Raw genomic sequence first — 22,180 nt, forward strand, 5'->3', positions numbered from 1 at the left:
GATGAAACCCTCCGATGCTTCGTGACGCGTCGCCGCGAATCTCAGGCGCCCGCGAGCGCGGCCTGAACCTTTTGCGCGACGTCGGTCGGCACCCAGGCCTTCCACATCTCCGGATGCTCGCGCAGGAACTGCTTCGCCATCGTCGGGCCGTCGATCTTCTTGCTCGTCATGTCGAGGATGGTCTTGTTGAGAAAGTCCATCGGGAAGCTGACCTTCGAGTACGCGTCCATCAGTTGCGGCTCGGCCTGATAGAACTGCGTCGACACGCCGACCTTCAGATGCGACACGAGATACGACGACGCGCATTGCGACGCGCTGTTGTCCGCGCGCAGCGTGTCCCAGCACTTCTGGTTGAACGCCGGCATCTTCAGCTGGACGAACCGGTACTTCGCCATCAGCGCGGCGGGCTCCCAGTAGTAGAAGAGGATCGGCTTGCCGCGCTCGTAGGCCGAGGCGATCGCGGCGTCGAGCGCCGCGCCCGTGCCGGGGCGGAAGTCAGTGTACGAGTCGTCGAGATTCAGCGTCTTCAGCAAACGCCGGTTCACGCGCTCGCAGTCCCAGCCCGACGGACAGTTCAGGAAGCGCCCCTTGCCCGGCTCTTCATCGTCTTCGAACACGTTCTTGTACTTCGGCAGGTCCGTCACTGAAATCAGATTCGGCGCGAGCGGCTTGATGTTGCGCTTCGCGTCGCCCTTCACGACGTACTCGGGCACGAACCAGCCTTCGTTGGTGCCGCCCGGCAGCGTATCGCCGAGTAGCTTCACGTGGCCGTCGGCGACGGCCTTCGCGATGATTTCCGAGCGGCCCGTCCACTGCTCGGACCACACCTGCAGATCGTCGCGCGACAGCGCCGTTTCCGTTGCCGCCGTGTTGCCGGGCACCGTGTCCGTCTTGCAGCCGTAGCCCTTCTCGGTGATGAAGCGCAAGACTTCGGACGTGAACGCGCCGCTTTCCCACGTGACGCCCGCAAAGCGCACGGTCTTGCCGCTCGAGCACCAGTTGCCGGCGTGAGCGGCGGCGGGCCATAACGCGCTGGCCGCAAGCGCGACCGTGGCGGCGCGCATCAGGGATTTGATCTGCATGGTTGTCTCCGTTTATGTGATTGGATCTCGGGCGCTGTCGTGGAGCGCCTTGTCGGGTAGTGCGTTGCTGCTGCGGGCCGGTAGCGTCAGCCGTAGGTGCTGCGCGCGCTGAGCGTCGCCGCGAGGATGTCTTCGTCGATCGAGAGACCGAGGCCGGGCGCATCGGATAGCGTGATCCAGCCTTCGCTGTCGATATCGATGGGATTCCTCAGCATGAAGTCGCGGCGCTCGATCGACCATTCGGGCGGGTCGTATGGGAACTCGATGAACGGCGCGCTCGCGGCGCCCGCCGTCAGATGCAGGTTCGCGGCGAGGCCGATGCCGTTGCCCCACGTGTGCGGCGTGAACACCTTGCCGCGCGCCTCGACGGCTTGCGCGAGCCTGCCCAGGCCTTCCATGCCGAGCGAGCACGCAACGTCCGGCTGGAACACGTCGAGGCAATCGCGCGCGAGCAGCTGATCGAACTCGTAGCGCTCGCGCGTCATCTCGCCGCCAGCGATGCGCAGCGCGGGCGACACCGCCTGACGCAGCCGCGCGTGACCGTCGTAGTCGCCGCGATGCAGCGGCTCTTCCATCCAGTAGACGCGATGCTGTTCCAGCTCGCGCGCGACGGCGAGCGCCTCGTCGAAAGTCCATGGCGCGGCCGTATCCCACGGCATGCGCCAGCCCTGATTGCAGTCGACCATCAGCTCAAGCCGGTCGCCGACTGCTTCGCGCACGGCGGCAAGCACCGCGAAATCGTCTTTCAGATGCGCGCGGCCGAAGCGAATCTTCAGCGCCGGAAAGCCGCGCTCCGCGATATGCAGCGCCAGTCGCGCCATCTCGTCGGGACGGCGATGCACGCCGCTCGACGCATACGCGCGAATCCGCCTGCTGCGCGCGCCCGCCATCCGCCAGCACGGCTCGCCACGGATTTTCCCGGCGAGATCCCATAGCGCGATATCGAGCGGCCACGGGCGGCCGGCGTGAAAGCCGATGTTGTCGAGCACGGTGCTGTGACGCGCGAGATCGAGCGGATCGGTGCCGATAAAGAGGTGCTGATAGTCCGCGAAGCCGTACATCGCGTCGCCGGAACCGAAGCCGACGCGGCCCGAGTCGTCGTGCACGCGCACGATCGTCGCGGGAAATTTGCGGCGGGGCTGGCTATCCCAGGACGCGGGGAAGGGCGGATCGAGCACCAGCTGATGGTGCGTCACGTCGATCCGGGTGATCCGGGCCGTCTGCACGGCCTGGCTTGCTTCACGATCCATCAGGCGTCTCCTCCTGTGTCGGAGGGAGCGGGTGCTTTGGCACTTACTCCCATCCCACGCTGAATGCCGCAGTGCCGCATGCAAAACGCTTTGCAATGCATACCGAACGGCAAAGAATGACGCCATGCTATGAAGCCATTGCGGGCAACTCAATCGCTTCAATTAAAGTAAATGACCGCATCCAATTTCAGGATGCGCGGTGCGTATCATCCGAATGACACAACTCAACAGACTCACGGAGACCGTCGCATCATGGCGATGAATGCCTGGCTGCCGAGAATCGAGGCGGGCAGCGAACCGAAATACCAGGTCATTGCGCGCGCGTTCGCGCAGGCCATCCTGAACGGGCAATTGCCCGCGGGCGAGAAGTTGCCGCCGCACCGTTCGCTCGCGAGCGAATTGCACGTGACGACGGGCACGATCAGCCGTGCTTATGCCGAACTGGAGCGTCAGGGGCTCGCGAATGCGCGCGTCGGCGACGGCACCTATGTCGCGCAGGCGCGCGCCCGCGAACTGCCGGCCGTGGGCAACGGTCATGCGGCGCAGCGCTTCGGCGCGAACGTCGCGCCGCCGCTGATCGATCTCGGACAGAACGTGCCGCAATCGACGGAAGAGGCGGCCGCGCTGTGCGCGACGCTCGCCGAAATCGCCACCGACCAGCGCCTCACCACAGAACTGCTTCAATACGCGCCCGAAGCGGGCTCGATGCGCCATCGGCTCGCGGGCGCGGCGTGGCTCGGGCGCGCGGGCAGTCCGGCGAGCGCCGCGCGCGTGCTCGTCACGCAGGGCGCGCAGCATGCGCTCGCGTCGGTGCTGCGCGCCGTCACGCGCCCGGGCGATACGGTGCTCGCCGAAGTGGTCAGCTATCCGGGGATCATCGCGCTCGCGCGGCAATTGCGGCTGCATCTGGTCGGCGTCGAGATCGATCAGGAAGGGCTCGTGCCCGCGGCGCTGGAACTCGCGTGCAAGTCGCTGCATCCGCGCGCGATCTTCTGCGTGCCGACCATCCACAATCCGACGACGGCGACGATGTCCGGACCACGGCGCGATGCCGTCGCGGAAATCCTGCAACGGCACGGCGTGCTGCTGATCGAGGACATCGTTCCGGCGATGCTGCTGGAGTTGCCGCCCGAGCCGCTGTCGGTGCGCATGCCGGAGCAGGCGTTTCTGATCGCGGGGCTGTCGAAGTCGGTTGCGCCGGGTTTGCGCGTCGGCTATCTGCAGGCGCCGAGCGCGTGGTGCTCGAAGATCGCCGCCGTGATCCGCAGCGACTGCTGGATGACGGCGCCGCTGATGGCCGAGATCGTGTCGCGCTGGGTCGAAAGCGGCGAGATGGAGCGGCTCAACGGCTTGCAGCGCGCCCGGATCGACGCGGAGCACGCAATCGCCAACGACGCGCTCGCCGGCATCGCGTACCGGCACGCGCCGACCAGTTCGCATCTGTGGCTCTCGCTGCCCGAGCCGTGGCGCGCGGCGGAGTTCGCGGCGGCGCTGCGCCAGGAGGGTGTGCTCGTCAAGACGGCCGACAGCTTCGTGATCGGACGCAACGCCGCGCCGCACGCGATCCGCATCTGCATGAGCGGCGCGGCGTCGCTCGATTCGCTCGCCCGCGGACTCGCGCTGATCCGCACGACGCTGGAACATGGGCTCGAAAGCGGGATGGCGGCGTCGTATGCGCCTTGAGCGCGTCGTCCGCCTTCCTCGCGGACGAATCGCTGGCTCGTAGAAAGGGAATCACACAGCAAGAACCGGAGCGCACCGACAGGCCCAAATCGCGACGATGGGCTTCTCGTCATCGTGTCACGGAGCCCCCGATGCGTTCCCGCCTTCCGCGTTTTCGCTTTCCCATTGCCGGCGCCAGCTTGCCCGCGTCGTTCCATCAGCTCGCGTGGTCGAACCTGATCGCGCAATCGGCCGAACAGATCAGTCTCGCCGCTGCGCCTCTCGTTGCCGTGTTCACGCTCGGCGCGACGGCCCGCGATACGGGGCTTCTGCAAACGGCGCAGACGCTGCCGTTCCTGTTGCTGTCGATACCCCTCGGCGTCGTTGCCGACCGCCGCTCGCGCCGCACGCTGATGGCCGTCTCGGAGAGCGTGCGAGCGCTGGCGATGGCGTGTGTGCTGCTGCTCGTGCTGTCGCATGCGCTGACGCTCCCGCTGCTCGCCGTGCTCGGCTTTCTGGGCGCAACGGGCACGGTTGCGTATAGCGTCGCCGCGCCCGCGCTGGTCCCCGCGCTCGTGACGCGCGACGCGCTGCCCGCCGCGAACGGACGCATCGAGCTCGCGCGCAGCGTCGCGTATTCGGCGGGGCCGGCGTTGGGCGGGCTGCTGGTCGGCTGGATCGGCGCGGGCTGGGCGTATGGCTGCGCGGCTGCGCTGTCGGCGCTCGCGGCCGCGCTGCTCGCAGGTTTGCGCGAGCCGCCGCGCGCCGTCGGCGCCGCGCGTCACTTCATGACCGAGTTGCGCGAAGGCGCTCGCTTCGTCATCGGCGACGAGTTGCTGCGGCCAATGCTCGCGACGGCCGTGTTCTTCAACATCGGCTTCTTCACGTTGCAGGCGGTGTATGTGCCATACGCGGTGCATCGGCTCGGCCTGAGCGCGTCGGCTGTAGGCGTAACGCTCGGCGCGTATGGCGTCGGCATGGTGTGCGGCGCGCTGGCCGCGCCGTCTGTCTCGCGACGAGTAGCGTTCGGGCGCACGCTGATCGTCGGGCCGTTTTGCGGGCTGGCCGCTTCGCTGACGATGGTCGCGACGCTCGCCGCGCCGTCGTTCTGGCTTGCGGCAGCGAGCTTCTTTCTGCTGGGCGCGGGGCCGATCCTGTGGACGGTCGGCTCGACGACGCTGCGTCAGGCGATCACGCCCACGAACATGATGGGCCGCGTGTCGGCGCTCAACAGCACGGCGACGTATGGCGCGCGGCCGCTCGGCGCGCTGCTGGGCGCGGCCGTCAGCGCGCGCTTCGGAATGGACGCCTGTCTCGTCGTGGCCGCGCTCGGCTTCGTCGCGCAGGCGTGGATCATCGTGATGTCGCCTGCTGCGAGGCTTGCGCGGATTCCGGACGGCGTGGCCGTGCTGTCGTCGTGATCCGCGCCGTACGCGCGCGCTTCACGAGCCGTCACTCCTTGCCGAACTCCTTCGCCGCGCGGGCGATCGCATCGGCCGTCGCGCCCGCGTGCGCGACGGACACGAGATGGCTCGACGGCGTCTCGACGATGGTCGCGCCGATCCGGTGCGCCATCCAGCGCTGGATTTCCGGCGATACGGCGCGATCGCGCGTCGTCACGATGTACCACGACGGCTTGTAGCGCCAGGCGGCCTGTGTCACGCGCTCCTCGAACGCCTTGCCCGCGATCGGCTGCTGCGCGGCGACGAGCACGCGGGTGAGGCTTTCGGGCACATCGGCGGCGAAATCGCCGTGGTATTTCGCCGGGTCGAGCCACAGGAAGCCGGCGGCATCCCTGGTCATCGCCGAGCCGATGGGCATCTGCGGGCCGCGCTTGAGCACGTCGCCGGTCGATTCTCCAACGTCGGGCGCGATCGCCGCCACATAGACGAGGCCGACCACCTTCGATGCGTCCGGTCCCGAACCCGCCTCCGTGATCACGACACCGCCCCACGAATGACCGACCAGCACGGTCGGCCCGGATAGCCGGGCGAGCACGCGTTTGGTCGCGGCGACGTCGTCGGCGAGCGACGTCAGCGGAATCTGCACCGACGCGACGCGATAGCCCTTCTTTTGCAGCCGTTCGATCACGCCGTTCCAGCTCGATCCGTCGACGAACGCGCCGTGCACGAGGACGATGTTTTGCACCGGGCCGGCGGGTGGCGCGGGATAGGCGGCGGGACGAGGCGAGGGCGTAGGCGCGGAAGCAGGGGCAGGAGCCTGCTCCGTGGAGGGCGCGGCGGCCGAAGGTGCGGGGGCGGGTGCCGGCGAGGTATCGGAGTCCGCGGCGGCAGGGGCTGGCGCTGCCGACGTATCCGGCGCGGGCTGCGGCGCGGTTTGTCCGGTCTGGGCGTGTACGCCGGAGGCGGCGACGCAGACGCTGAGGAGAACGGCATAGAGCAGACGTTTCGGCGACATGGCGACTCCATCATCGGCTGGACCGGATTCTCGGAACATACCCACCGGCAAGCAGGGTGACAACCGCTATCTAGAGGCAATTTCGGACACGTTGGACGGTGCCTTGGCGGGTGCGTGGCGCGTGCGCGCGGCGGCATCGGCGGCGCAATGCGGATTCCACGAAACGCGGTTGCGCGCGCCCGTGCTGTAGGCACGTCGCGGGAAGGTACAATTTACGGTTTTTCCGGACGCGTCCTGTGCGTACCGCGTGGATTTCAATGCAGTGGAAGTGGAGTGAGACATTTTGAGCAACGGACAGCAGCATGACGGCCTCCAGCGTGGGCTGAAGAACCGGCATATCCAGCTGATCGCGCTGGGCGGCGCGATCGGCACGGGCCTCTTTCTCGGATCGGCGGGCGTATTGAAGGCGGCGGGGCCGTCGATGATCCTCGGTTACGCGATCGGCGGTTTCATCGCGTTCCTCATCATGCGCCAGCTCGGCGAAATGGTTGCACAGGAGCCCGTCGCCGGTTCGTTCAGTCACTTCGCGTACAAGTACTGGGGCGATTTCCCGGGCTTCCTGTCGGGCTGGAATTACTGGGTGCTATACGTGCTCGTCAGCATGGCCGAACTGACGGCTGTCGGCACCTACGTGCATTTCTGGTGGCCGGGCGTGCCGACGTGGGTCTCGGCGCTTGTCTGCTTCGTCGTCATCAACGCGATCAACCTCGCGAACGTCAAGGCGTACGGCGAGACCGAGTTCTGGTTTGCGATCATCAAGGTCGTGGCCGTGATCGGCATGATCGTGTTCGGCGGCTATCTGCTGATCAGCGGCCATGGCGGTCCGCAGGCGTCGATTACGAACCTGTGGGCCGACGGCGGCTTCTTCCCGCACGGCTTCAACGGCCTCTTCATGATGCTCGCCGTGATCATGTTCTCGTTCGGCGGACTGGAGCTGATCGGCATCACGGCGGCGGAAGCCGACGAGCCGCAAAAGAGCATTCCGAAAGCCGTGAATCAGGTGATCTACCGGATCCTGATTTTCTACATCTGCTCGCTGGTCGTGCTGCTGTCGCTGTATCCGTGGAATCAGGTGGCGGCAGGCGGCAGCCCGTTCGTGATGATCTTCTCGCAGATCGGCGCGGGCCTGACGGCGAACGTTCTTAACGTGGTCGTGCTGACGGCGGCGCTGTCCGTCTACAACAGCGGCGTCTACGCGAACAGTCGCATGCTGTACGGTCTTGCCGAGCAGGGCAATGCGCCGCGCGCGCTGCTGAAGGTCGACGGTCGCGGCGTGCCGTATATGGCGATCGGCCTTTCCGCGCTCGCGACGTTTGCTTGCGTGATCATCAACTATCTGATTCCCGCCAAGGCGCTCGACGTGCTGATGGCACTCGTCGTGGCCGCGCTGGTGCTGAACTGGTCGCTGATCAGCCTGACGCATCTGAAGTCGCGTCGCGCGATGGTCGCGCAGGGCGAGAAGCTCGTGTTCAAGTCTCTGTGGTTCCCGCTCGGCAACTGGATCTGTCTCGCGTTCATGGCGATGATTCTCGTGATCCTCGCGATGACGCCAGGACTCAACGTGTCGGTGCTGCTCGTGCCCGTGTGGCTCGTCGTGATGTGGGCGGGCTATGTGGTGAAGCGTCGGCGCGCGGCCGCGCATGGGCTTGCGGGAGTGGCGAGCGGGCGCTGAGAAGGCGTGATGTTTTTAGCGGGTGCCTCCGATCGTCTGATCGGGTAAGAGCCTGGCCGGATTTGCCGTGAGGCGATCCGGCTTTTTTGTGTTCGACGGATTCGAATGGACTTGCGGAAGGTCTGCACTGCGGACGGACGGCCGTGTTGGCCGCCGAAAACACAAAACCCGCGGCATCGGATCGATGAACGCGGGTTTGTCGGGGTGAAGCCGAACTAATGAGGCTGAATTCTGGTGCCCAGGGCCGGACTCGAACCGGCACGCCTTGCGGCGGGGGATTTTGAGTCCCCTGCGTCTACCTGTTTCACCACCTGGGCTTGTTTTGACCTTCGTCGCTTCTTCGCCTTGCGACCTGCCTGGTCGCGGATTGAACCTCGGCGCCTCGCGAGACGAAGACGCAGATTATGGCGGAAAACGCGTCGGCGGGCAAGCCGATGCCCGATCGCGCCGCCCAGCGGACGCTAGACCGTGCGCGAAAACCGCTGCAATGGCTGCTGGCCCAGATATCGGTCGAACACCATTGCGATGTTGCGCACGAGCATCCGTCCCGCCAGTTGCACATCGAGCCGCCGTGCGCCGATCTTCACGAGCCCGTCGTCCTCGAACGGGCGCAGGCGCTCCAGTTCCGGCGCGAACGCGTCGTGAAAGCGGATGCCGTATGCGGCTTCGAACTCATCGAAGCGCAGTTCGAGATTGCACATCAGTTGCGTGATGACGTCGCGCCGGAGACGGTCGTCGAGGGAGAGGCGCACGCCGCGACTGATCGCGAGCTGGCCGTTGTCGATGGCTGCCGCGTAGCCCACCAGGTCCTTCGCATTCTGCGCGTAGACGTCGCCGACCTTGCCGATCGACGACGCTCCGAAGCCGATCAGATCGCATTCCGCGCGCGTGCTATAGCCCTGGAAATTGCGATGCAGCGTGCGCTGGGCCTGGGCACGCGCGAGCTCGTCGGTGGGCAGCGCGAAGTGGTCCATGCCGATGTAGACATAGCCCGCGTCCGTCAGCCGCTCGACGACGCGGCGCAGGATCGCGAGCCGTTCAGCGGGGGAAGGCATCGTGGACGGGTCCATCTGCCGCTGCATCTTGAAGAGCTGTGGCATGTGCGCGTAGCCGAACACCGAGAGCCTGTCGGGCGCGAGCGCGAGCATGGTGTCGAGCGTCCGGGTGAAGCTGTCGACGGTCTGATACGGCAGGCCATAGATCAGATCGACGCCGATCGAATGAAAGCCCGTCGCGCGCGCGGCGCGCATCACGCTCGCCGTCATCTCGAGCGGCTGGATGCGATTGATCGCCCGCTGCACGACGGGATCGAAGTCCTGCACGCCCAGACTCAGGCGATTGAAGCCGAGATTGCGCAAATGGACGATGGTTTTCGGCGACGCTTCACGCGGATCGACTTCGATCGAAAACTCGCCTTCCGAATCGGCGCACAAAGTGAAGTGTTCGCGCGTGGCGGCCATCAGCTCGGTCATTTCGTCGTGCGACAGAAACGTCGGCGTACCGCCGCCCCAATGCAGTTGCGACACGGGCCGCGCGGTGTCGAAGAGCGGCGCCTGCAATGCGATCTCGCGCTTGAGCTGCTCGAGATACGGACGCGAGCGCGCGCGGTTCTTCGTCACGACCTTGTTGCAGCCGCAATAGAAGCAGACGGTGTCGCAAAACGGAATGTGAAAGTACAGCGAGAGATCCGTGTCCGATGCGCCCTTGTCGGCAGCGGCGCGGCGGTAGTCGCCAGGATCGAAGTCGTCGCGGAACTGGACGGCCGTCGGATAGGACGTGTAGCGCGGGCCGTTCGAGCTGTATTTCGCGAGCAGGTCGGGGCGGAAGAGGGCGTCGGCGGAAGGGGCGGTAGTCATCGGATTCATATCCCGACGCCTGCCGGATGATGCGCGAACCGCCTGGTCGTTGCGTGCTGGAGCGGTTCGATCGTGCGCTCGGTGAAAAAGGGCAGGCGCCTTGCGAGCGTGGTATCTGTTGCAAAAGTATGCAAACGAGTCTACGGGAGCGGACGCGCGCAACCTTGTGTAAAAAGGTCGCATGCGTCAAATGGCACAATGTGGGCTGAGCGGTGGCCCAGCTCACCTGTGGTGAGCCGGCCTCGTCGAGTGTTTGTCGTTCAGGAAAGCGCAGTGTCTGTCGATTTGTCTCAACCTCCGTCCGCGACAGCGGATCACGCGTGCCGTCCCGACTGCGGCGCGTGTTGCATCGCGCCGTCGATTTCGAGTCCCATTCCCGGCATGCCGGACGGCAAGCCGGCAGGCGTGCGCTGCGTGCAACTCGGCGACGATTTGCGCTGCGCGATCTTCGGCAAGCCGGAACGTCCGGCCTGCTGCTCGGGTCTACAGCCACAGGCCGACATGTGCGGCAACTCGCGCGACGAAGCGTTGATCTGGCTCACGCGTCTCGAAGCCGATACGCGGCCATGACATGATGGCTGCGCGCCGTTGATCGAAGCGCTCGCGCCACAAGACCATCGCGCGAACCTGAACCACCCCTTGCTAGCAACACAAGCGACACGAGCAACACCGATGCGGCGCGCCCGCTGCGTCACAAGGAGAATCTGCATGACCCATCCCGCTGCGCCCGCACGGCGCCGCTTCCTGATTTCGGCGCTGTCCGCGTGCGCAATCGGTGGCTTGATGACATCGCTCGCCGCGTGCGCGACGTCGACGTTCCCGTTTATTCCGGATCACTACACGTTTTCGCAGAAGCAGGTGCAGGAAGCCGTGCAACGCAAGTTCCCGTATCAGCGCACGGTATCGCAGGTGTTCGAGGTCGCGTTGATGCATCCTGTCATCGGCTTGCTGCCGGATACGAACCGCGTGTCGGTGCGGCTCGATGCGCGGCTTGCGAGTCCCTTTCTGCAGCAGCCGGTCAACGGCGTGTTCACGCTATCGAGCCAGCTCGAATACGATCCGCAAAGCCGCTCCGTCGTACTGCGCGCGCCGAATGTCGAGAACGTGAGCGTCGACGGCGACGCGCAGGCCTACATGCAGCAGATCAACGCAGCCGCCGCGGTGCTCGCGACGCAGCTGCTCACCAACTATCCCGTCTACACCTTCAAGCCCGACCAGCTGCAATTTGCCGGGGTGACTTACGAACCAGGTACAATCACGGTCCTTACAAACGGCATACGCGTTCAGATCGTCGAAAAGTGACGGACGCGCGGCCGGGCGGGGCGCGCCAACGTTGCTGACGCGTCCGCGCATCGTCAACCCCCAACGAAGAGGGCCACGGATGGACTGGATACTCACACTGAAAGCGCTGATTCTCGGCATCGTCGAAGGCTTGACGGAATTCTTGCCCGTATCGAGCACGGGCCATCTGATTGTTGCCGGCAGTCTGCTGAATTTCGACACGCCGCAGGAAAAGACTTTCGACGTCGTGATCCAGCTCGGCGCGATTCTCGCCGTGTGCTGGGAGTACCGTCAGCGAATCGGCAATGTCGTGGCTGGACTCGCGACGCGGCCCGACGCGCGCCGCTTCACGCTGAACGTGATCATCGCGACGATTCCCGCCATCGTGCTCGGCCTGCTGTTCGAGAAGGCCATCAAGGCCGTGCTGTTTTCGCCCGTGCCCGTCGCGTTTGCGCTCGTCGTGGGCGGCGTGGTGATTCTGTGGGTCGAGTCGCGCCAGCGAAGCCGGCAAGACCTTCAGCCGCGCGTGCATTCGATGGACGACCTGAGCCCGCTCGACGCGCTCAAGGTCGGTTTCGCGCAATGCTTCGCGCTGATTCCGGGCATGTCGCGCTCGGGCTCGACGATCATCGGCGGCATGCTGTTCGGGCTCGACCGGCGCGTCGCGACCGAGTTCTCGTTCTTCCTCGCGATACCCATCATCTTCGGCGCGACTGTGTACGAGCTGCACAAGGATTGGCAGGCGCTGTCGTCTGACGCGCTCGGGCTTTTTTCGCTCGGCTTTCTCGCGGCGTTCGTCAGCGCGTTTGCGTGCGTGCGCTGGCTGCTGCGCTATATCGCAGCGCACGATTTCAGCGCGTTCGCGTGGTATCGGATTGGCTTCGGCTTGCTGATCCTGCTGATCGGCTACAGCGGCGGATTGAGCTGGGCGGATTGACGCTGCGGCCGGGATCGGCGCGTTGCAAATGAAAACGGCCTGCCGTTCATGAACGGCAGGCCGTTTCTGTTTTTGCTTCCGCCAGCGTCGTTCAGGCGTCCGCGCGGCGCCGGTAAATCAGATCCCACACGCCGTGTCCGAGTCGCAGGCCGCGCTTTTCGAACTTCGTCACGGGACGATAATCGGGACGCGGCGCGTAATCGTCGGCGGTGTTCTCCAGCGCGGGCTCCGCGCCGAGCACTTCGAGCATCTGTTCCGCGTAGTTCTGCCAGTCGGTCGCGCAGTGAATGTACGCGCCCGGCTTCATGCGCGACACCAGCAGCGCGACGAACTTCCGCTGGATCAGACGCCGCTTGTGATGGCGTGCCTTGTGCCACGGATCGGGGAAGAAGATGTGCACGCCGTCCAGACTCTGCGGCGCGATCATGTTCTCCAGCACTTCGACAGCGTCGTGCTGGACGATGCGGATATTCGACAGGTTCTGCTCGCCCATCAGCTTCAGCAGCGCGCCGACGCCCGGTTCGTGCACTTCGACGCCGAGGAAATCGTCGTCGCGACGGTGCGAGGCGATTTCGGCCGTCGTCGCGCCCATGCCGAAACCGATCTCCAGAATGCGCGGTGCGCGGCGGCCGAACACGGCGTCCCAGTCCGGCTGCTCGGGCGCGTACGGCACGACGAAGCGCGGGCCGAGCTCGTCCATTGCGCGGCGCTGGCCCGTCGACACACGGCCTGCGCGCGTCACGAAGCTGCGGATGCGGCGCAGGTGCAGCGCTTCTTGCGGCGCGGCGGCGTCCGATGTTTCCGGGCTTTCGGCGGCCGCGGACGGAGTGTCGTCGCTGGAAATCTGTGAAGTATCGCGCGGCAGACCGGCTTCGTTCGGATCGTGAATCATCGTGGATGAAGACAAGGGTGTGGGGGCGGGAACGGCCGGGCGTGACGGCGGGCGCGTTTCTTTGACAGACAGCGCACTACAAAAAAGCCGCCTTCATGGAGGCGGCTCTCACGCTGGATTCTCCGCCTCGTCTCTCTGCCCGATCATTGCGCGGCAGAGGGAGCGGCTGAAAGTGGAGCGGGCGATGGGAATCGAACCCACGTCTCTAGCTTGGGAAGCTAGGGTAATAGCCATTATACGACGCCCGCAGAGCGCGCCATTTTACGCGGTTTCGGCGGATTTGGGCAAATCGCCGGGCACGCACGCGCCCGGCACGGAGACACGAACCGGTCAGATGCCGAACAGCGTCAGCGACACGGCAGCCCGCGTCACGACCATCAGCAGCACCTGCACGATCACGAACAGCAGAATCGGCGAAAGATCGATGCCGCCCAGGCGCGGCATGATCTTGCGCAGCGGGTCGAGAAACGGGGCGGTCAGCTCATACAGGATCGGCATTGCGGGCGAGCGGGGATTGAGCCACGACAGCAGCGCCATCAGGATCGTCAGCCAGATCAGCAGGTTCAACGCCCACTTGACGACGGTCAGTAGCGCGACGATCAGAAGCGACGGCATCAGCCCCAGCGGATCGACGCCGACGATCACCACCATCAGCACCACGTAGACGATCGACGTGATCAGCGCAGCGACGATGCTCGCCCAGTCGATGCCGCGCACACCCGGAATGATCTTGCGCAGCGGCAGCACGAGCCAGTTCGTCACTTGCAGCACGGCGCTCGACACCGGGTTGTACGGCTGCATGCGCACGAACTGGAGCCACGCGCGCAGCAGCAGGGCCGCGCCGAACAGCGTGAAGATGGTATTGAGCAGAAAACGGGCGATATCGCCGAACATCGTGGGTCCTTTCCTTCAGAAGACGTCTCGCGCGAAGCGGGACGCATGGCGCCGGCAAGCCGGCGGACGGCTGGAAACACCGAGCGCGCGCCGTACGCCGCGCGGCTCGCCAGAATGCTTGCGCATGCCGCTCGCGGCGGCGCTGCGCGGACGGCCGCGTCAGACGGCGACCTTGACTTCGCTGATCAGGATTGTGCCGTTGCCGCCGTCCGTGTAGTTGGGAATGTCGGCGAGCAGTGTGTCGCTGGCGGGTTTAAAGACCGCGTAAAACGCCTCGACGGTATCGAACAGAAAATGCCCTGCGGCCACGAACGGCGGCGGCGTGCCCGGCGGGCCGGCGTTGATGCCGGCATCGACCGACCAGCCCTTCAGCGATGCGCCGAACAGCCTGGCGGCGAGCGGCATATGCGTGCCGCAGTAATAGTCGATGTCGAAACGTCCGCCTTCCCGATACGGATAGAGGATGCTGACCTTGATCATTGTGCGTTCTCGTCGGTTGGTCACGAAGCGCGGGTAAGGCGCCGTGCGCCTGATCGCGTCGTTGCGCGCGTGTTGGTCCTGGTCGTGCTGGCGAGACCGGCCGCGACCTGGCCTGCGACTCCGATGGAGGCACGCAAGTCGTCGTAGTCCCGCTGATGCCGGTCGTCACATTATCACGGCTTACTCGGCGCTTGCACCTGTCGCCGCGCCTTTCAGCGTACGGCTGAGCGACCGTTCGACGGCCGCGCCGATTGCATCAATGGCGGCGGGCGGCGTCGCCCGGGCGCGCGCGAGCGCCACCGCCCGTCGCGACATCAGCCCGAAAAGCGCCGCGTGATCGCCGCCGGGTTGTTCCATCAGCGACAGTTGCTTTTCCACCACGCCCATGTCGCCGCGTGAAACCGGTCCCGCCAACGCGTTGGCGAGCCCTCTGTCGCGCGCCGTTTCGAGCGTGCAGGCCATCATCGGCAGAGGCGCGCGCAGCGCGTCGTTTTCGTCGAATCCCAGCTTGCGCCACAGGTTCAGGTTCTCAGCCAGACTGCATAAGGCGAAGCTGGCGGCGTAATGTGCGGCCGCGTGATAAAGCAGGCGGCTGCCTGGCGGAATCGACAGCGGATGGCAGTGCAGCGCGGCGGCGAGCGCTATCAGATCGTCCTTGAGCGCGCCCTCGGCTTCGATCGTCACGGAGCAGCCGGCGATGCGATTGACATCTGTCAAATCGCCGCTGAACAGGTAAAGTGGATGAAAACCGCCGATCGACGCGCCCTGGTCCCGAGCCGGGACAAGCAGTTCGACGGGCGACGCACCGCTGCAATGCACGACGGCCCACGCTCCTCTCGCCGGCGTCGCATGGCAGGAGAAGTCGAGTGTGTTCGCTGTCGTACCGATGCTGTCATCGGGGACGGTTAAAAAGAGTATGTCCGCCGACTCGACGACCCGCTGGAGGTCGTCATACGCGGCGCAGAATCCGATCTGACTGGCGAGCCGCCGTGCCGAATCCGGCGTCCGGCTCGCGATGGCCGTGACGGGATACCCGGCGCGTGCGAAGCCGAGCGCAAGACACCGCGCAATCCGGCCCGCGCCGACGAAACCAAGGCGCGGCAGGGAGGGCTGGGACATGTTTCCTGCTCCCGACGGGACTGAAGAAGGAAGCTGGAGTATCGCGCTCCAATAATCGCGGGCGAGAACTGGCGGCTTTCATAGGTGGTTTGGGCGCATGCAGACCTGCATTTCGAGGTCAACTGGCACTCCCGGTGCCGTTGGCGCGGCGCACGAAAGCAGGGTACGAGCAAACAGGCGCGAAAACTGCTTAGCGATTTCCGTAGGAGTGGATGAGCAGTCACCCTGGTTTTTAATGTCTCGCAGTCAGATTCGGGAGGTCACGATGAGTATCTTTTCTTACCGAAAGCACTTACGGTTCCTCACGCATTCTCAACGCCGCTGCTGGTGGGATCAGAGGAAGCGCCTCAGCCCTCGGGTCAAGATCAGTGGTGCGTACGTACCGCCGAACGTCACCCGCGAATTCACTTATGTGAAGGTCGGTTGATGTTCACTCGTATCGGATCACGCAAAACGCCTGGCTAGTCGCCAGGCGTTTTTCGTTGGAGACGCAGGCGCGTCGAACGCTCTGTGACGCGCGCCAGCAACGGCGCGGCGCGAATTTGTAATCAAAGATTACCGAAGCGCGTGAGGTGCGATCGGCAGACGCGGTCAAGTTGCCCGATCGAGAGCGGATTGCCGGCAAACCCGTTGATTTTCGACCCCGCGAACGCCATGTAACCGGCGCATGGAAAGCCCCGGCTGACGAACCGCTTTCCCGCAATTGCAATTTGCAACAAATGCAGACTACGGCGTGCGGGCTTTTTCGATACATTGAAATGACAGCATGTCCGTCATGCGACCCGGTCAAGAACTGGCCGCGCCGCCAGGAGAAATACAAGTGAAGAAGATCGTTCCGTTTATCGCCGCTGCCGTACTCGGGGTTGGATTGACCACTGCGGCTCAGGCTCACGTTTCGGTGGGCATCGGCATTGGTGTGCCCGCCTATCCCGCCTATCCCGTCTATGCGGCGCCCCCGCCTGTGTATTACGCGCCGCCGCCCGTGGTCTATGCACCGCCGCCGCCCGTCGTCTATGCGCCGCCTGTCGTAGTGGGCGGGTACTACGGTTATCACCGTCCGTACTATCGCCACGGGTACTGGGGTCGTCCGTACTATCGGTATTAACGCGGCACTGATTTTCGCGCCGCGCAGTTCAACCGCTGCGCGCGCCAACCTGTACAACGGCGCAACGCCGGCTCGACGCCGCGTTGCGCCGTTTGCATTCCAGCCTATGACTTTGCGGCTTCTGACTTGAGTTGCTTATGACTTTGGCCTATGCCCTTCGGGCGATTCGGCCTACACATCCAGTGCGTCCGGTATGCACGCACATCGCGGAAGCTGGGAGAATAAGCGCTTTCTCAAGCCTTGGAGTCATTCGCCCATGCATGCGTTGTCCGCTCCCACCTACGAAGATGTCGTCGACGCCGCCCAGCGCATCGAAGGCATCGCGCATCGCACGCCGGTGCTCACGTCGACCACGGCGAACGAGCGCACGGGCGCATCGCTCTTCTTCAAAAGCGAAAACTTCCAGCGCATGGGCGCGTTCAAGTTTCGCGGCGCGTACAACGCGATTTCCCACTTCGATGCCGAGCAACGCGCGGCAGGCGTGCTGACGTATTCATCGGGCAATCATGCGCAAGCCATCGCGCTGTCGGCGCGGCTCGCCGGGATTCACGCGACGATCGTGATGCCGCACGACGCGCCCGCCGCCAAGGTCGCCGCGACGAAAGGCTATGGCGGCGAAGTCATCACCTATGACCGCTACAAGGAAAACCGCGAAGAGATTGGCCGGCGTCTCGCGCAGGAGCGCGGCATGACGCTGATTCCGCCGTACGACCATCCGCACGTGATCGCGGGGCAGGGCACCGCGGTGAAGGAACTGATTGACGAAACGGGGCCGCTCGACTTTCTATTCGTCTGTCTGGGCGGCGGCGGGCTGCTCGCGGGCAGCGCGTTGTCGGCGGCGGCGCTGAGTCCGCAGTGCCGGGTGATCGGCGTCGAGCCGGAGGCGGGCAACGATGGCCAGCAGTCGCTCGCAAAAGGCGAAGTCGTGCATATCGACGTGCCGCATACGATCGCCGACGGCGCGGCATCCACGCATCTGGGCAACTACAACTTTCCGATCATCAAGCGCAACGTCGAGCAGATCGTGACGGTGAGCGACGCGCAACTCGTCGACACGATGAAATTCTTCGCGCAGCGCATGAAGATCGTCGTCGAGCCGACTGGGTGTCTCGCGGCGGCGGCCGTGCTGGAGAAAGTGGTGCCCGTCGAAGGCAAGCGCGTCGGCGTGTTGATCAGCGGCGGGAACGTGGATCTGCAGCGGCTCGGCGAGTTCTTGCGCTGAGGCTTCGAGGCAACGCTGACGGTATGGCTTCTATATCGTCAGCGGCATCGACGCATGGGACGCGCGCCGGGTCAGCTCGCCGCGTGCGCGGTCTGCACGATCAGATCGCGGTATCCGTTGATGATCACGCTGTACGAAAAATAGGCGAACAGTAACGCCGACAGTACGTGACAGACTCGCAGCAGGCCCGTGCCCGCGCGCTTGCGTCCATGACTCGCGAGCCCGCATACGAAGAGCGTCCAGCACAGACCGCCCAGGAAAAAGCCGCCGAGAAACACGGGTGCCGTCGTTACCGACGTCGCGCCTGCTTTGGCGATCAGTGCGCCGCCCACGGCCGCGAACCACAGGATCGCGCTTGGGGAAGAGATGGCGAGCAACACGCCGCGCAGGAAGCCGCGCTTCGGGTCGAGATGCGGCATCGAAACGTCGGCTTCGCCTTCGACGGGCGGCGCGGACGCGGGAAACAACGCTTCGCGCGCCATCTTCCACGTGAGGAAGAGCAGAATCGCCGCGCCGCCGATCCAGACGACCCAGCGCACCGACTCGAATTGCAACAGCGCCGCCATGCCCGCGAGGGCGAGCGCCGCGTAAATCAGATCGCCGAAACAGGAACCGAGGCCGAGCCAGAAGCCGGGCCTGAAGCCATGTGACAACGTCAGCGAAATGATCGCGACGTTGACGAGACCGATATCGAGGCACAACGACAGCGACAGAAAAAAACCGTCCGACAACATCGACAAGCTATGCATCCGACCGACCGCTCAGAATGAATTGTTGTGGTTCAAGGCGACGCGGATGCGAACGACGCTTCGCCGTCGCGGTTCCGCGAACCTGAGTGCTTCAAAGTCCTGACGCTGAGTTCAGGTTCGCGAACCGCGCAACTCACAGACCGAGCTCGTTCCACAGACCGTCGATGCGCGCCTTCACGGCGTCGTCCATCACGATCGGTCGGCCCCATTCGCGGTCGGTTTCGCCCGGCCATTTGTTGGTCGCGTCGAGACCCATCTTCGAACCGAGCCCCGCGACGGGCGACGCGAAATCCAGATAGTCGATCGGCGTGCGATCGACAAGCACCGTATCGCGCGACGGATCGATGCGCGTCGTGATCGCCCAGATCACTTCCTTCCAGTCGCGGATGTTCACGTCCTCATCCACGACGACGATGAACTTCGTATACATGAACTGCCGCAGGAAGCTCCACACGCCGAACATCACCCGCTTCGCGTGGCCCGGATAGCTCTTCTTCATCTGCACGATCGCCATCCGGTAGCTGCAGCCTTCGGGCGGGAGATAGAAGTCGGTGATCTCGGCGAACTGCTTCTGCAGCAGCGGCACGAACACTTCGTTCAGCGCCACGCCGAGCACGGCGGGCTCGTCGGGCGGCTTGCCCGTGTAAGTGGAGTGATAGATCGCGTCGCGGCGCATCGTGATGCGCTCGATCGTGAAGACGGGGAACCACTCTTGTTCGTTGTAGTAGCCGGTGTGATCGCCATACGGGCCTTCGAGCGCATGCTCGTAAGCGGCGCTCGCGCCCTTCGACGGACGCGGCGGCGCTCCATCCGGCGCGGGCGTCGGCTCGCCTTGCCGCGGATAGATGAAGCCTTCGAGCACGATCTCCGCGCGCGCGGGCACCTGCAGCGTGTCGACGCCCGGCGTGATGCACTTCGCGAGCTCCGTGCGGCCGCCGCGCAGCAGGCCGGCGAACTGGTATTCGGACAGCGTATCGGGTACGGGCGTGACAGCGCCGAGGATCGTCGCCGGATCGGCGCCGAGCACGACGGCGACGGGATACGGCTTGCCCGGGTTCTTGAGCGCGAATTCGCGGAAGTCGAGTGCGCCGCCGCGATGAGCGAGCCACCGCATGATGACCTTGTTCCGGCCGATCACCTGCTGGCGATAGATGCCCAGGTTCTGGCGCGTCTTGTTCGGGCCGCGCGTGACGGTGAGGCCCCATGTGATCAACGGACCGGCGTCGCCTGGCCAGCAGGTCTGAACGGGGAGCTTCGCGAGATCGACGTCGCTGCCTTCCCAGACGATTTCCTGGCAGGGCGCGGCGATGACGGTCTTCGGCGCCATGTCCCAGACCGCCTTCGCGAGCAACAGCAGCTTGCCCGCGTCCTTGAGGCCTTTGGGCGGATCTGGCTCCTTCAACGCCGACAGCAGACGCCCGACATCGCGCAGCGACTCCAGCGACGCCTGATCGCTGCCCGCGTCGCCCTGCGCGGCATCGATGCCCATGCCCAGCGCGACGCGCCGCGGCGTGCCGAACAGATTGCCGAGCACCGGGAACGCATGGCGCTGCTTCGACTCGAACAGCAGCGCCGGGCCGCCGGCGCGCAGCACGCGGTCGCACAGCTCGGTCATTTCCAGGACGGGCGACACGTTTTGCGAGATACGGCGCAGCTCGCCGAGCGATTCGAGGCGGCTCGCGAAGTCACGCAGGTCTTTGTATTTCATCGGTCCGGTTGGCGGCCGCGAAGCGGCGGATGCAAGAGCTGAAAACAGTGGCGAGAGCAGGCGGCGCAGCAATGCACCGCCATGCCGAACGGATTGTCGATTTTACATGCGTTAGGAAGCGCACGCTGAATAGCGAAAATGCCGATCGGCTGGAAAAGCCCTTCCGCAGAGGGATTGCGCTCCCTGAACACCGTTCATAATTACAATTAGTTATAAATTTGGCCTTTTATAGTGTTGACGATCTATAAAACCCTGTTAGAATCCGGTCACATTGGTTGCAGGGAATTGATAGTTTTTACCACCGTCCCCCGGTCCTCAGACGCAACGCGTCACCCTTACCGACCCCTGCACGGTATTGACGGTCATAAGTAGTCTCCACCAGCGCACTTCGACGCTGGTTTTTCGCGTGGGAGCCAACGAATGCGTGCTTTTTGGCATGCAGGCGGCGCTTTTCAAGATTTTGGCTCCCCAACGGTACTTTTTGCCGTTTTCCCGACGTCGTCGTCGCCTTAACCAGAGCACGCGGCGTCTTGGTTTTGCGAACAGCAGTCCCAAGCCGGTCGTTTTTACGGCGTTCGCATTGCCAGCAACATGGGAGATCTGAATGAACGCCTGGTTATCGTGGCGTCCCAACGAGCGGATCGCGCAGGTCATGCGCGGCGCGCTGCGTCAGGGGACGCGTTTGAGTCATCACCTATTCAGCGTAGTCGGCGGGTTCGCTGTTCTGTTCGCACTCTCGCTGTGGCTGATGCCCGGCTGGCGCCTGATGCTGGCTACGCGGCTGATGCCCTTCATCTCGGCCGCCGTGCAGGCTGGCCCCGCTCGTCTGCTGCAGGGCAATCCGCTGCCGTCGTTCGCCCCGCAACAGCGCGGCAACGCGGCGCCTCAGGACGATACGCTCTCGACGTCGTCGAATACGGGAGACAACGCCAACGGCCCGGCCAAGGCCGCTGACGCCGGCTTCAGCATTGCGGGCGACAACTCCGGTTTTTCAGCTCCGGCCAGCACGGGCCTTTCGTCGGCCGCGCTGAACGGACTCGATCCGCGCACGCTACCGAGCGTGAGCACGATCGCTTCGATGATTCCGTCGCAACGCGTGTCGGCGGATGCCCGCGACGACCGCGTGCTGATTTCCACGCGTGAGCAGGACCTCGTCTCGTCCTTCCTCTCGCGCCGCTATCGCGTCGCGCAGGAGCCCGTCAGCGAGCTCGTGAAGGCCGCATTCGACACGGGCCGCGAAGTCGGTCTCGATCCGCTGCTGCTGCTCGCCGTGATGGCAATCGAATCGGGCTTCAATCCGTATGCGGAGAGCGGTGTCGGCGCGAAGGGCCTGATGCAGGTCATGTCGACCGTTCACTCGGACAAATTCCGCTACTTTGGCGGCCAGTCCGCGGCGCTCGAGCCGCTCGCGAACATCAAGGTCGGCGCGATCGTGCTGAAGGATTGCATCGCGCGCGGCGGCTCGCTGCCGGGCGGTCTGCGTCTGTACGTCGGTTCGACGTCGCCGGACGACGGCGGCTACGGCGCGAAGGTGATGGCCGAGCGTACGCGTCTGCGCGACGTAGCGCGCGGCCGCAAGGTGCCGATCAATTCGCCGCAGGCACCCGCCACGGTGCAGGCGTCGAACTCGACGCAGGCTGCGACATCAAATGCTTCGAACAAGCGCGTGCAGGTGACGCTCGACGGCCATCCGCTTGCCCCGACGAAGACGGCGCAGACGCCGGCGACCAAGGATTCGGAACAGGACGATGCGAGCGCAAATGCAGCAAAGCATGCGGCGCAGCAGCCGGAACTGGGCGCTTGATCGCGTAACAAGCGCAGTAAGCAGCGCATAGACCCAGGCTGATCGAGCA

General features: G+C 64.8%; 19 protein-coding genes and 2 tRNA genes. 9 read left to right on the top strand and 12 right to left on the bottom strand.

Annotation, left to right across the window (positions count from 1 at the left end; translation table 11 throughout):
- Positions 1 to 41: 41 nt before the first annotated feature.
- Positions 42 to 1,082 (bottom strand): ABC transporter substrate-binding protein, encoded by a 1,041-nt coding sequence (locus BN2476_RS09090; protein WP_087733818.1) that lies wholly within the window; start codon positions 1,080 to 1,082, stop codon positions 42 to 44.
- An 86-nt stretch (positions 1,083 to 1,168) separates the two neighbouring features.
- Positions 1,169 to 2,332, bottom strand: a complete 1,164-nt coding sequence (locus tag BN2476_RS09095) for a mandelate racemase/muconate lactonizing enzyme family protein (protein ID WP_087733819.1) — start codon at positions 2,330 to 2,332, stop codon at positions 1,169 to 1,171.
- Positions 2,333 to 2,584: 252 nt separating this feature from the next.
- Between BN2476_RS09095 and BN2476_RS09100 the strand changes: the two genes are divergently transcribed.
- Positions 2,585 to 4,015 carry an aminotransferase-like domain-containing protein gene (locus tag BN2476_RS09100; protein ID WP_087733820.1) on the top strand — a complete coding sequence of 477 codons (1,431 nt, stop codon included), beginning with the start codon at positions 2,585 to 2,587 and terminating at the stop codon, positions 4,013 to 4,015.
- A gap of 131 nt (positions 4,016 to 4,146) precedes the next feature.
- The gene (locus tag BN2476_RS09105; protein ID WP_087733821.1) at positions 4,147 to 5,415 is read left to right on the top strand and encodes an MFS transporter; all 1,269 of its coding nucleotides are present in this window, start codon (positions 4,147 to 4,149) and stop codon (positions 5,413 to 5,415) included.
- Positions 5,416 to 5,446: 31 nt separating this feature from the next.
- Here the strand turns inward: BN2476_RS09105 and BN2476_RS09110 are convergent, their stop codons facing one another.
- Entirely contained in the window at positions 5,447 to 6,412 is a 966-nt protein-coding gene (locus BN2476_RS09110) for an alpha/beta hydrolase (protein WP_087733822.1), read from the bottom strand.
- Positions 6,413 to 6,695: 283 nt separating this feature from the next.
- Here BN2476_RS09110 and BN2476_RS09115 point away from each other — a divergent pair, with 283 nt between their 5' ends.
- Positions 6,696 to 8,084 carry an amino acid permease gene (locus BN2476_RS09115; protein ID WP_087733823.1) on the top strand — a complete coding sequence of 463 codons (1,389 nt, stop codon included), beginning with the start codon at positions 6,696 to 6,698 and terminating at the stop codon, positions 8,082 to 8,084.
- A 232-nt stretch (positions 8,085 to 8,316) separates the two neighbouring features.
- Here BN2476_RS09115 and BN2476_RS09120 read toward each other — a convergent pair.
- Positions 8,317 to 8,401, bottom strand: a tRNA-Leu gene (locus BN2476_RS09120).
- Positions 8,402 to 8,545: 144 nt separating this feature from the next.
- Positions 8,546 to 9,940: an oxygen-independent coproporphyrinogen III oxidase gene (gene hemN / locus BN2476_RS09125; protein ID WP_087733856.1), complete on the bottom strand. Its 1,395-nt coding sequence runs from the start codon at positions 9,938 to 9,940 to the stop codon at positions 8,546 to 8,548.
- Positions 9,941 to 10,213: 273 nt separating this feature from the next.
- Between hemN and BN2476_RS09130 the strand changes: the two genes are divergently transcribed.
- The 3 genes from BN2476_RS09130 (at position 10,214) to BN2476_RS09140 (ending at position 12,158) form a co-directional block, all read left to right on the top strand.
- Positions 10,214 to 10,510: a YkgJ family cysteine cluster protein gene (locus BN2476_RS09130; protein ID WP_087733857.1), complete on the top strand. Its 297-nt coding sequence runs from the start codon at positions 10,214 to 10,216 to the stop codon at positions 10,508 to 10,510.
- A 138-nt stretch (positions 10,511 to 10,648) separates the two neighbouring features.
- Complete coding sequence (locus tag BN2476_RS09135; RefSeq protein WP_087733824.1) at positions 10,649 to 11,242, top strand: DUF1439 domain-containing protein; 594 nt, start codon at positions 10,649 to 10,651, stop codon at positions 11,240 to 11,242.
- Positions 11,243 to 11,321: 79 nt separating this feature from the next.
- Positions 11,322 to 12,158 (top strand): undecaprenyl-diphosphate phosphatase, encoded by an 837-nt coding sequence (locus BN2476_RS09140; protein WP_087733825.1) that lies wholly within the window; start codon positions 11,322 to 11,324, stop codon positions 12,156 to 12,158.
- 91 nt (positions 12,159 to 12,249) lie between these two features.
- Here BN2476_RS09140 and trmB read toward each other — a convergent pair whose 3' ends face one another.
- From trmB to BN2476_RS09165, 5 genes are all read right to left on the bottom strand, one after another.
- Positions 12,250 to 13,050, bottom strand: coding sequence for a tRNA (guanosine(46)-N7)-methyltransferase TrmB (gene trmB / locus BN2476_RS09145; protein ID WP_087733826.1), 801 nt, complete (start codon positions 13,048 to 13,050; stop codon positions 12,250 to 12,252).
- A 173-nt stretch (positions 13,051 to 13,223) separates the two neighbouring features.
- Positions 13,224 to 13,298, bottom strand: a tRNA-Gly gene (locus BN2476_RS09150).
- An 82-nt stretch (positions 13,299 to 13,380) separates the two neighbouring features.
- A complete protein-coding gene (locus BN2476_RS09155) occupies positions 13,381 to 13,944 on the bottom strand; it encodes a YggT family protein (RefSeq protein ID WP_087733827.1) in 564 nt (187 codons plus the stop codon).
- Positions 13,945 to 14,103: 159 nt separating this feature from the next.
- Positions 14,104 to 14,424, bottom strand: coding sequence for an EthD family reductase (locus BN2476_RS09160; RefSeq protein WP_087733828.1), 321 nt, complete (start codon positions 14,422 to 14,424; stop codon positions 14,104 to 14,106).
- Positions 14,425 to 14,604: 180 nt separating this feature from the next.
- Complete coding sequence (locus BN2476_RS09165; RefSeq protein WP_087733829.1) at positions 14,605 to 15,543, bottom strand: Rossmann-like and DUF2520 domain-containing protein; 939 nt, start codon at positions 15,541 to 15,543, stop codon at positions 14,605 to 14,607.
- A gap of 820 nt (positions 15,544 to 16,363) precedes the next feature.
- Between BN2476_RS09165 and BN2476_RS09175 the strand changes: the two genes are divergently transcribed.
- Positions 16,364 to 16,648: a hypothetical protein gene (locus tag BN2476_RS09175; protein WP_087733858.1), complete on the top strand. Its 285-nt coding sequence runs from the start codon at positions 16,364 to 16,366 to the stop codon at positions 16,646 to 16,648.
- A gap of 256 nt (positions 16,649 to 16,904) precedes the next feature.
- On the top strand, positions 16,905 to 17,870 hold the full coding sequence (locus BN2476_RS09180; protein ID WP_087733831.1) for a threo-3-hydroxy-L-aspartate ammonia-lyase: 966 nt from the start codon (positions 16,905 to 16,907) through the stop codon (positions 17,868 to 17,870).
- Between the two features lie 71 nt (positions 17,871 to 17,941).
- Here the strand turns inward: BN2476_RS09180 and BN2476_RS09185 are convergent, their stop codons facing one another.
- Together BN2476_RS09185 and BN2476_RS09190 are read right to left on the bottom strand one after the other, a co-directional pair.
- Positions 17,942 to 18,619: a LysE family translocator gene (locus tag BN2476_RS09185; RefSeq protein ID WP_087733832.1), complete on the bottom strand. Its 678-nt coding sequence runs from the start codon at positions 18,617 to 18,619 to the stop codon at positions 17,942 to 17,944.
- A gap of 133 nt (positions 18,620 to 18,752) precedes the next feature.
- Positions 18,753 to 20,327 carry a UbiD family decarboxylase gene (locus tag BN2476_RS09190; protein ID WP_087733833.1) on the bottom strand — a complete coding sequence of 525 codons (1,575 nt, stop codon included), beginning with the start codon at positions 20,325 to 20,327 and terminating at the stop codon, positions 18,753 to 18,755.
- Between the two features lie 604 nt (positions 20,328 to 20,931).
- Here BN2476_RS09190 and BN2476_RS09195 point away from each other — a divergent pair.
- On the top strand, positions 20,932 to 22,131 hold the full coding sequence (locus BN2476_RS09195; protein WP_087733834.1) for a transglycosylase SLT domain-containing protein: 1,200 nt from the start codon (positions 20,932 to 20,934) through the stop codon (positions 22,129 to 22,131).
- Positions 22,132 to 22,180: the final 49 nt, after the last annotated feature.

Source organism: Paraburkholderia piptadeniae, assembly GCF_900007165.1.
Taxonomy (GTDB): Bacteria; Pseudomonadota; Gammaproteobacteria; order Burkholderiales; family Burkholderiaceae; genus Paraburkholderia; species Paraburkholderia piptadeniae.

Coding starts and splice junctions, on each gene's coding strand:
- BN2476_RS09090 (WP_087733818.1), bottom strand. CDS start 1,082: ATGCAGATCAAATCCCTGATGCGCGCCGCCACGGTCGCGCTTGCGGCC.
- BN2476_RS09095 (WP_087733819.1), bottom strand. CDS start 2,332: ATGGATCGTGAAGCAAGCCAGGCCGTGCAGACGGCCCGGATCACCCGG.
- BN2476_RS09100 (WP_087733820.1), top strand. CDS start 2,585: ATGGCGATGAATGCCTGGCTGCCGAGAATCGAGGCGGGCAGCGAACCG.
- BN2476_RS09105 (WP_087733821.1), top strand. CDS start 4,147: ATGCGTTCCCGCCTTCCGCGTTTTCGCTTTCCCATTGCCGGCGCCAGC.
- BN2476_RS09110 (WP_087733822.1), bottom strand. CDS start 6,412: ATGTCGCCGAAACGTCTGCTCTATGCCGTTCTCCTCAGCGTCTGCGTC.
- hemN (WP_087733856.1), bottom strand. CDS start 9,940: ATGACTACCGCCCCTTCCGCCGACGCCCTCTTCCGCCCCGACCTGCTC.
- BN2476_RS09135 (WP_087733824.1), top strand. CDS start 10,649: ATGACCCATCCCGCTGCGCCCGCACGGCGCCGCTTCCTGATTTCGGCG.
- BN2476_RS09140 (WP_087733825.1), top strand. CDS start 11,322: ATGGACTGGATACTCACACTGAAAGCGCTGATTCTCGGCATCGTCGAA.
- trmB (WP_087733826.1), bottom strand. CDS start 13,050: ATGATTCACGATCCGAACGAAGCCGGTCTGCCGCGCGATACTTCACAG.
- BN2476_RS09155 (WP_087733827.1), bottom strand. CDS start 13,944: ATGTTCGGCGATATCGCCCGTTTTCTGCTCAATACCATCTTCACGCTG.
- BN2476_RS09160 (WP_087733828.1), bottom strand. CDS start 14,424: ATGATCAAGGTCAGCATCCTCTATCCGTATCGGGAAGGCGGACGTTTC.
- BN2476_RS09165 (WP_087733829.1), bottom strand. CDS start 15,543: ATGTCCCAGCCCTCCCTGCCGCGCCTTGGTTTCGTCGGCGCGGGCCGG.
- BN2476_RS09180 (WP_087733831.1), top strand. CDS start 16,905: ATGCATGCGTTGTCCGCTCCCACCTACGAAGATGTCGTCGACGCCGCC.
- BN2476_RS09185 (WP_087733832.1), bottom strand. CDS start 18,619: ATGCATAGCTTGTCGATGTTGTCGGACGGTTTTTTTCTGTCGCTGTCG.
- BN2476_RS09190 (WP_087733833.1), bottom strand. CDS start 20,327: ATGAAATACAAAGACCTGCGTGACTTCGCGAGCCGCCTCGAATCGCTC.
- BN2476_RS09195 (WP_087733834.1), top strand. CDS start 20,932: ATGAACGCCTGGTTATCGTGGCGTCCCAACGAGCGGATCGCGCAGGTC.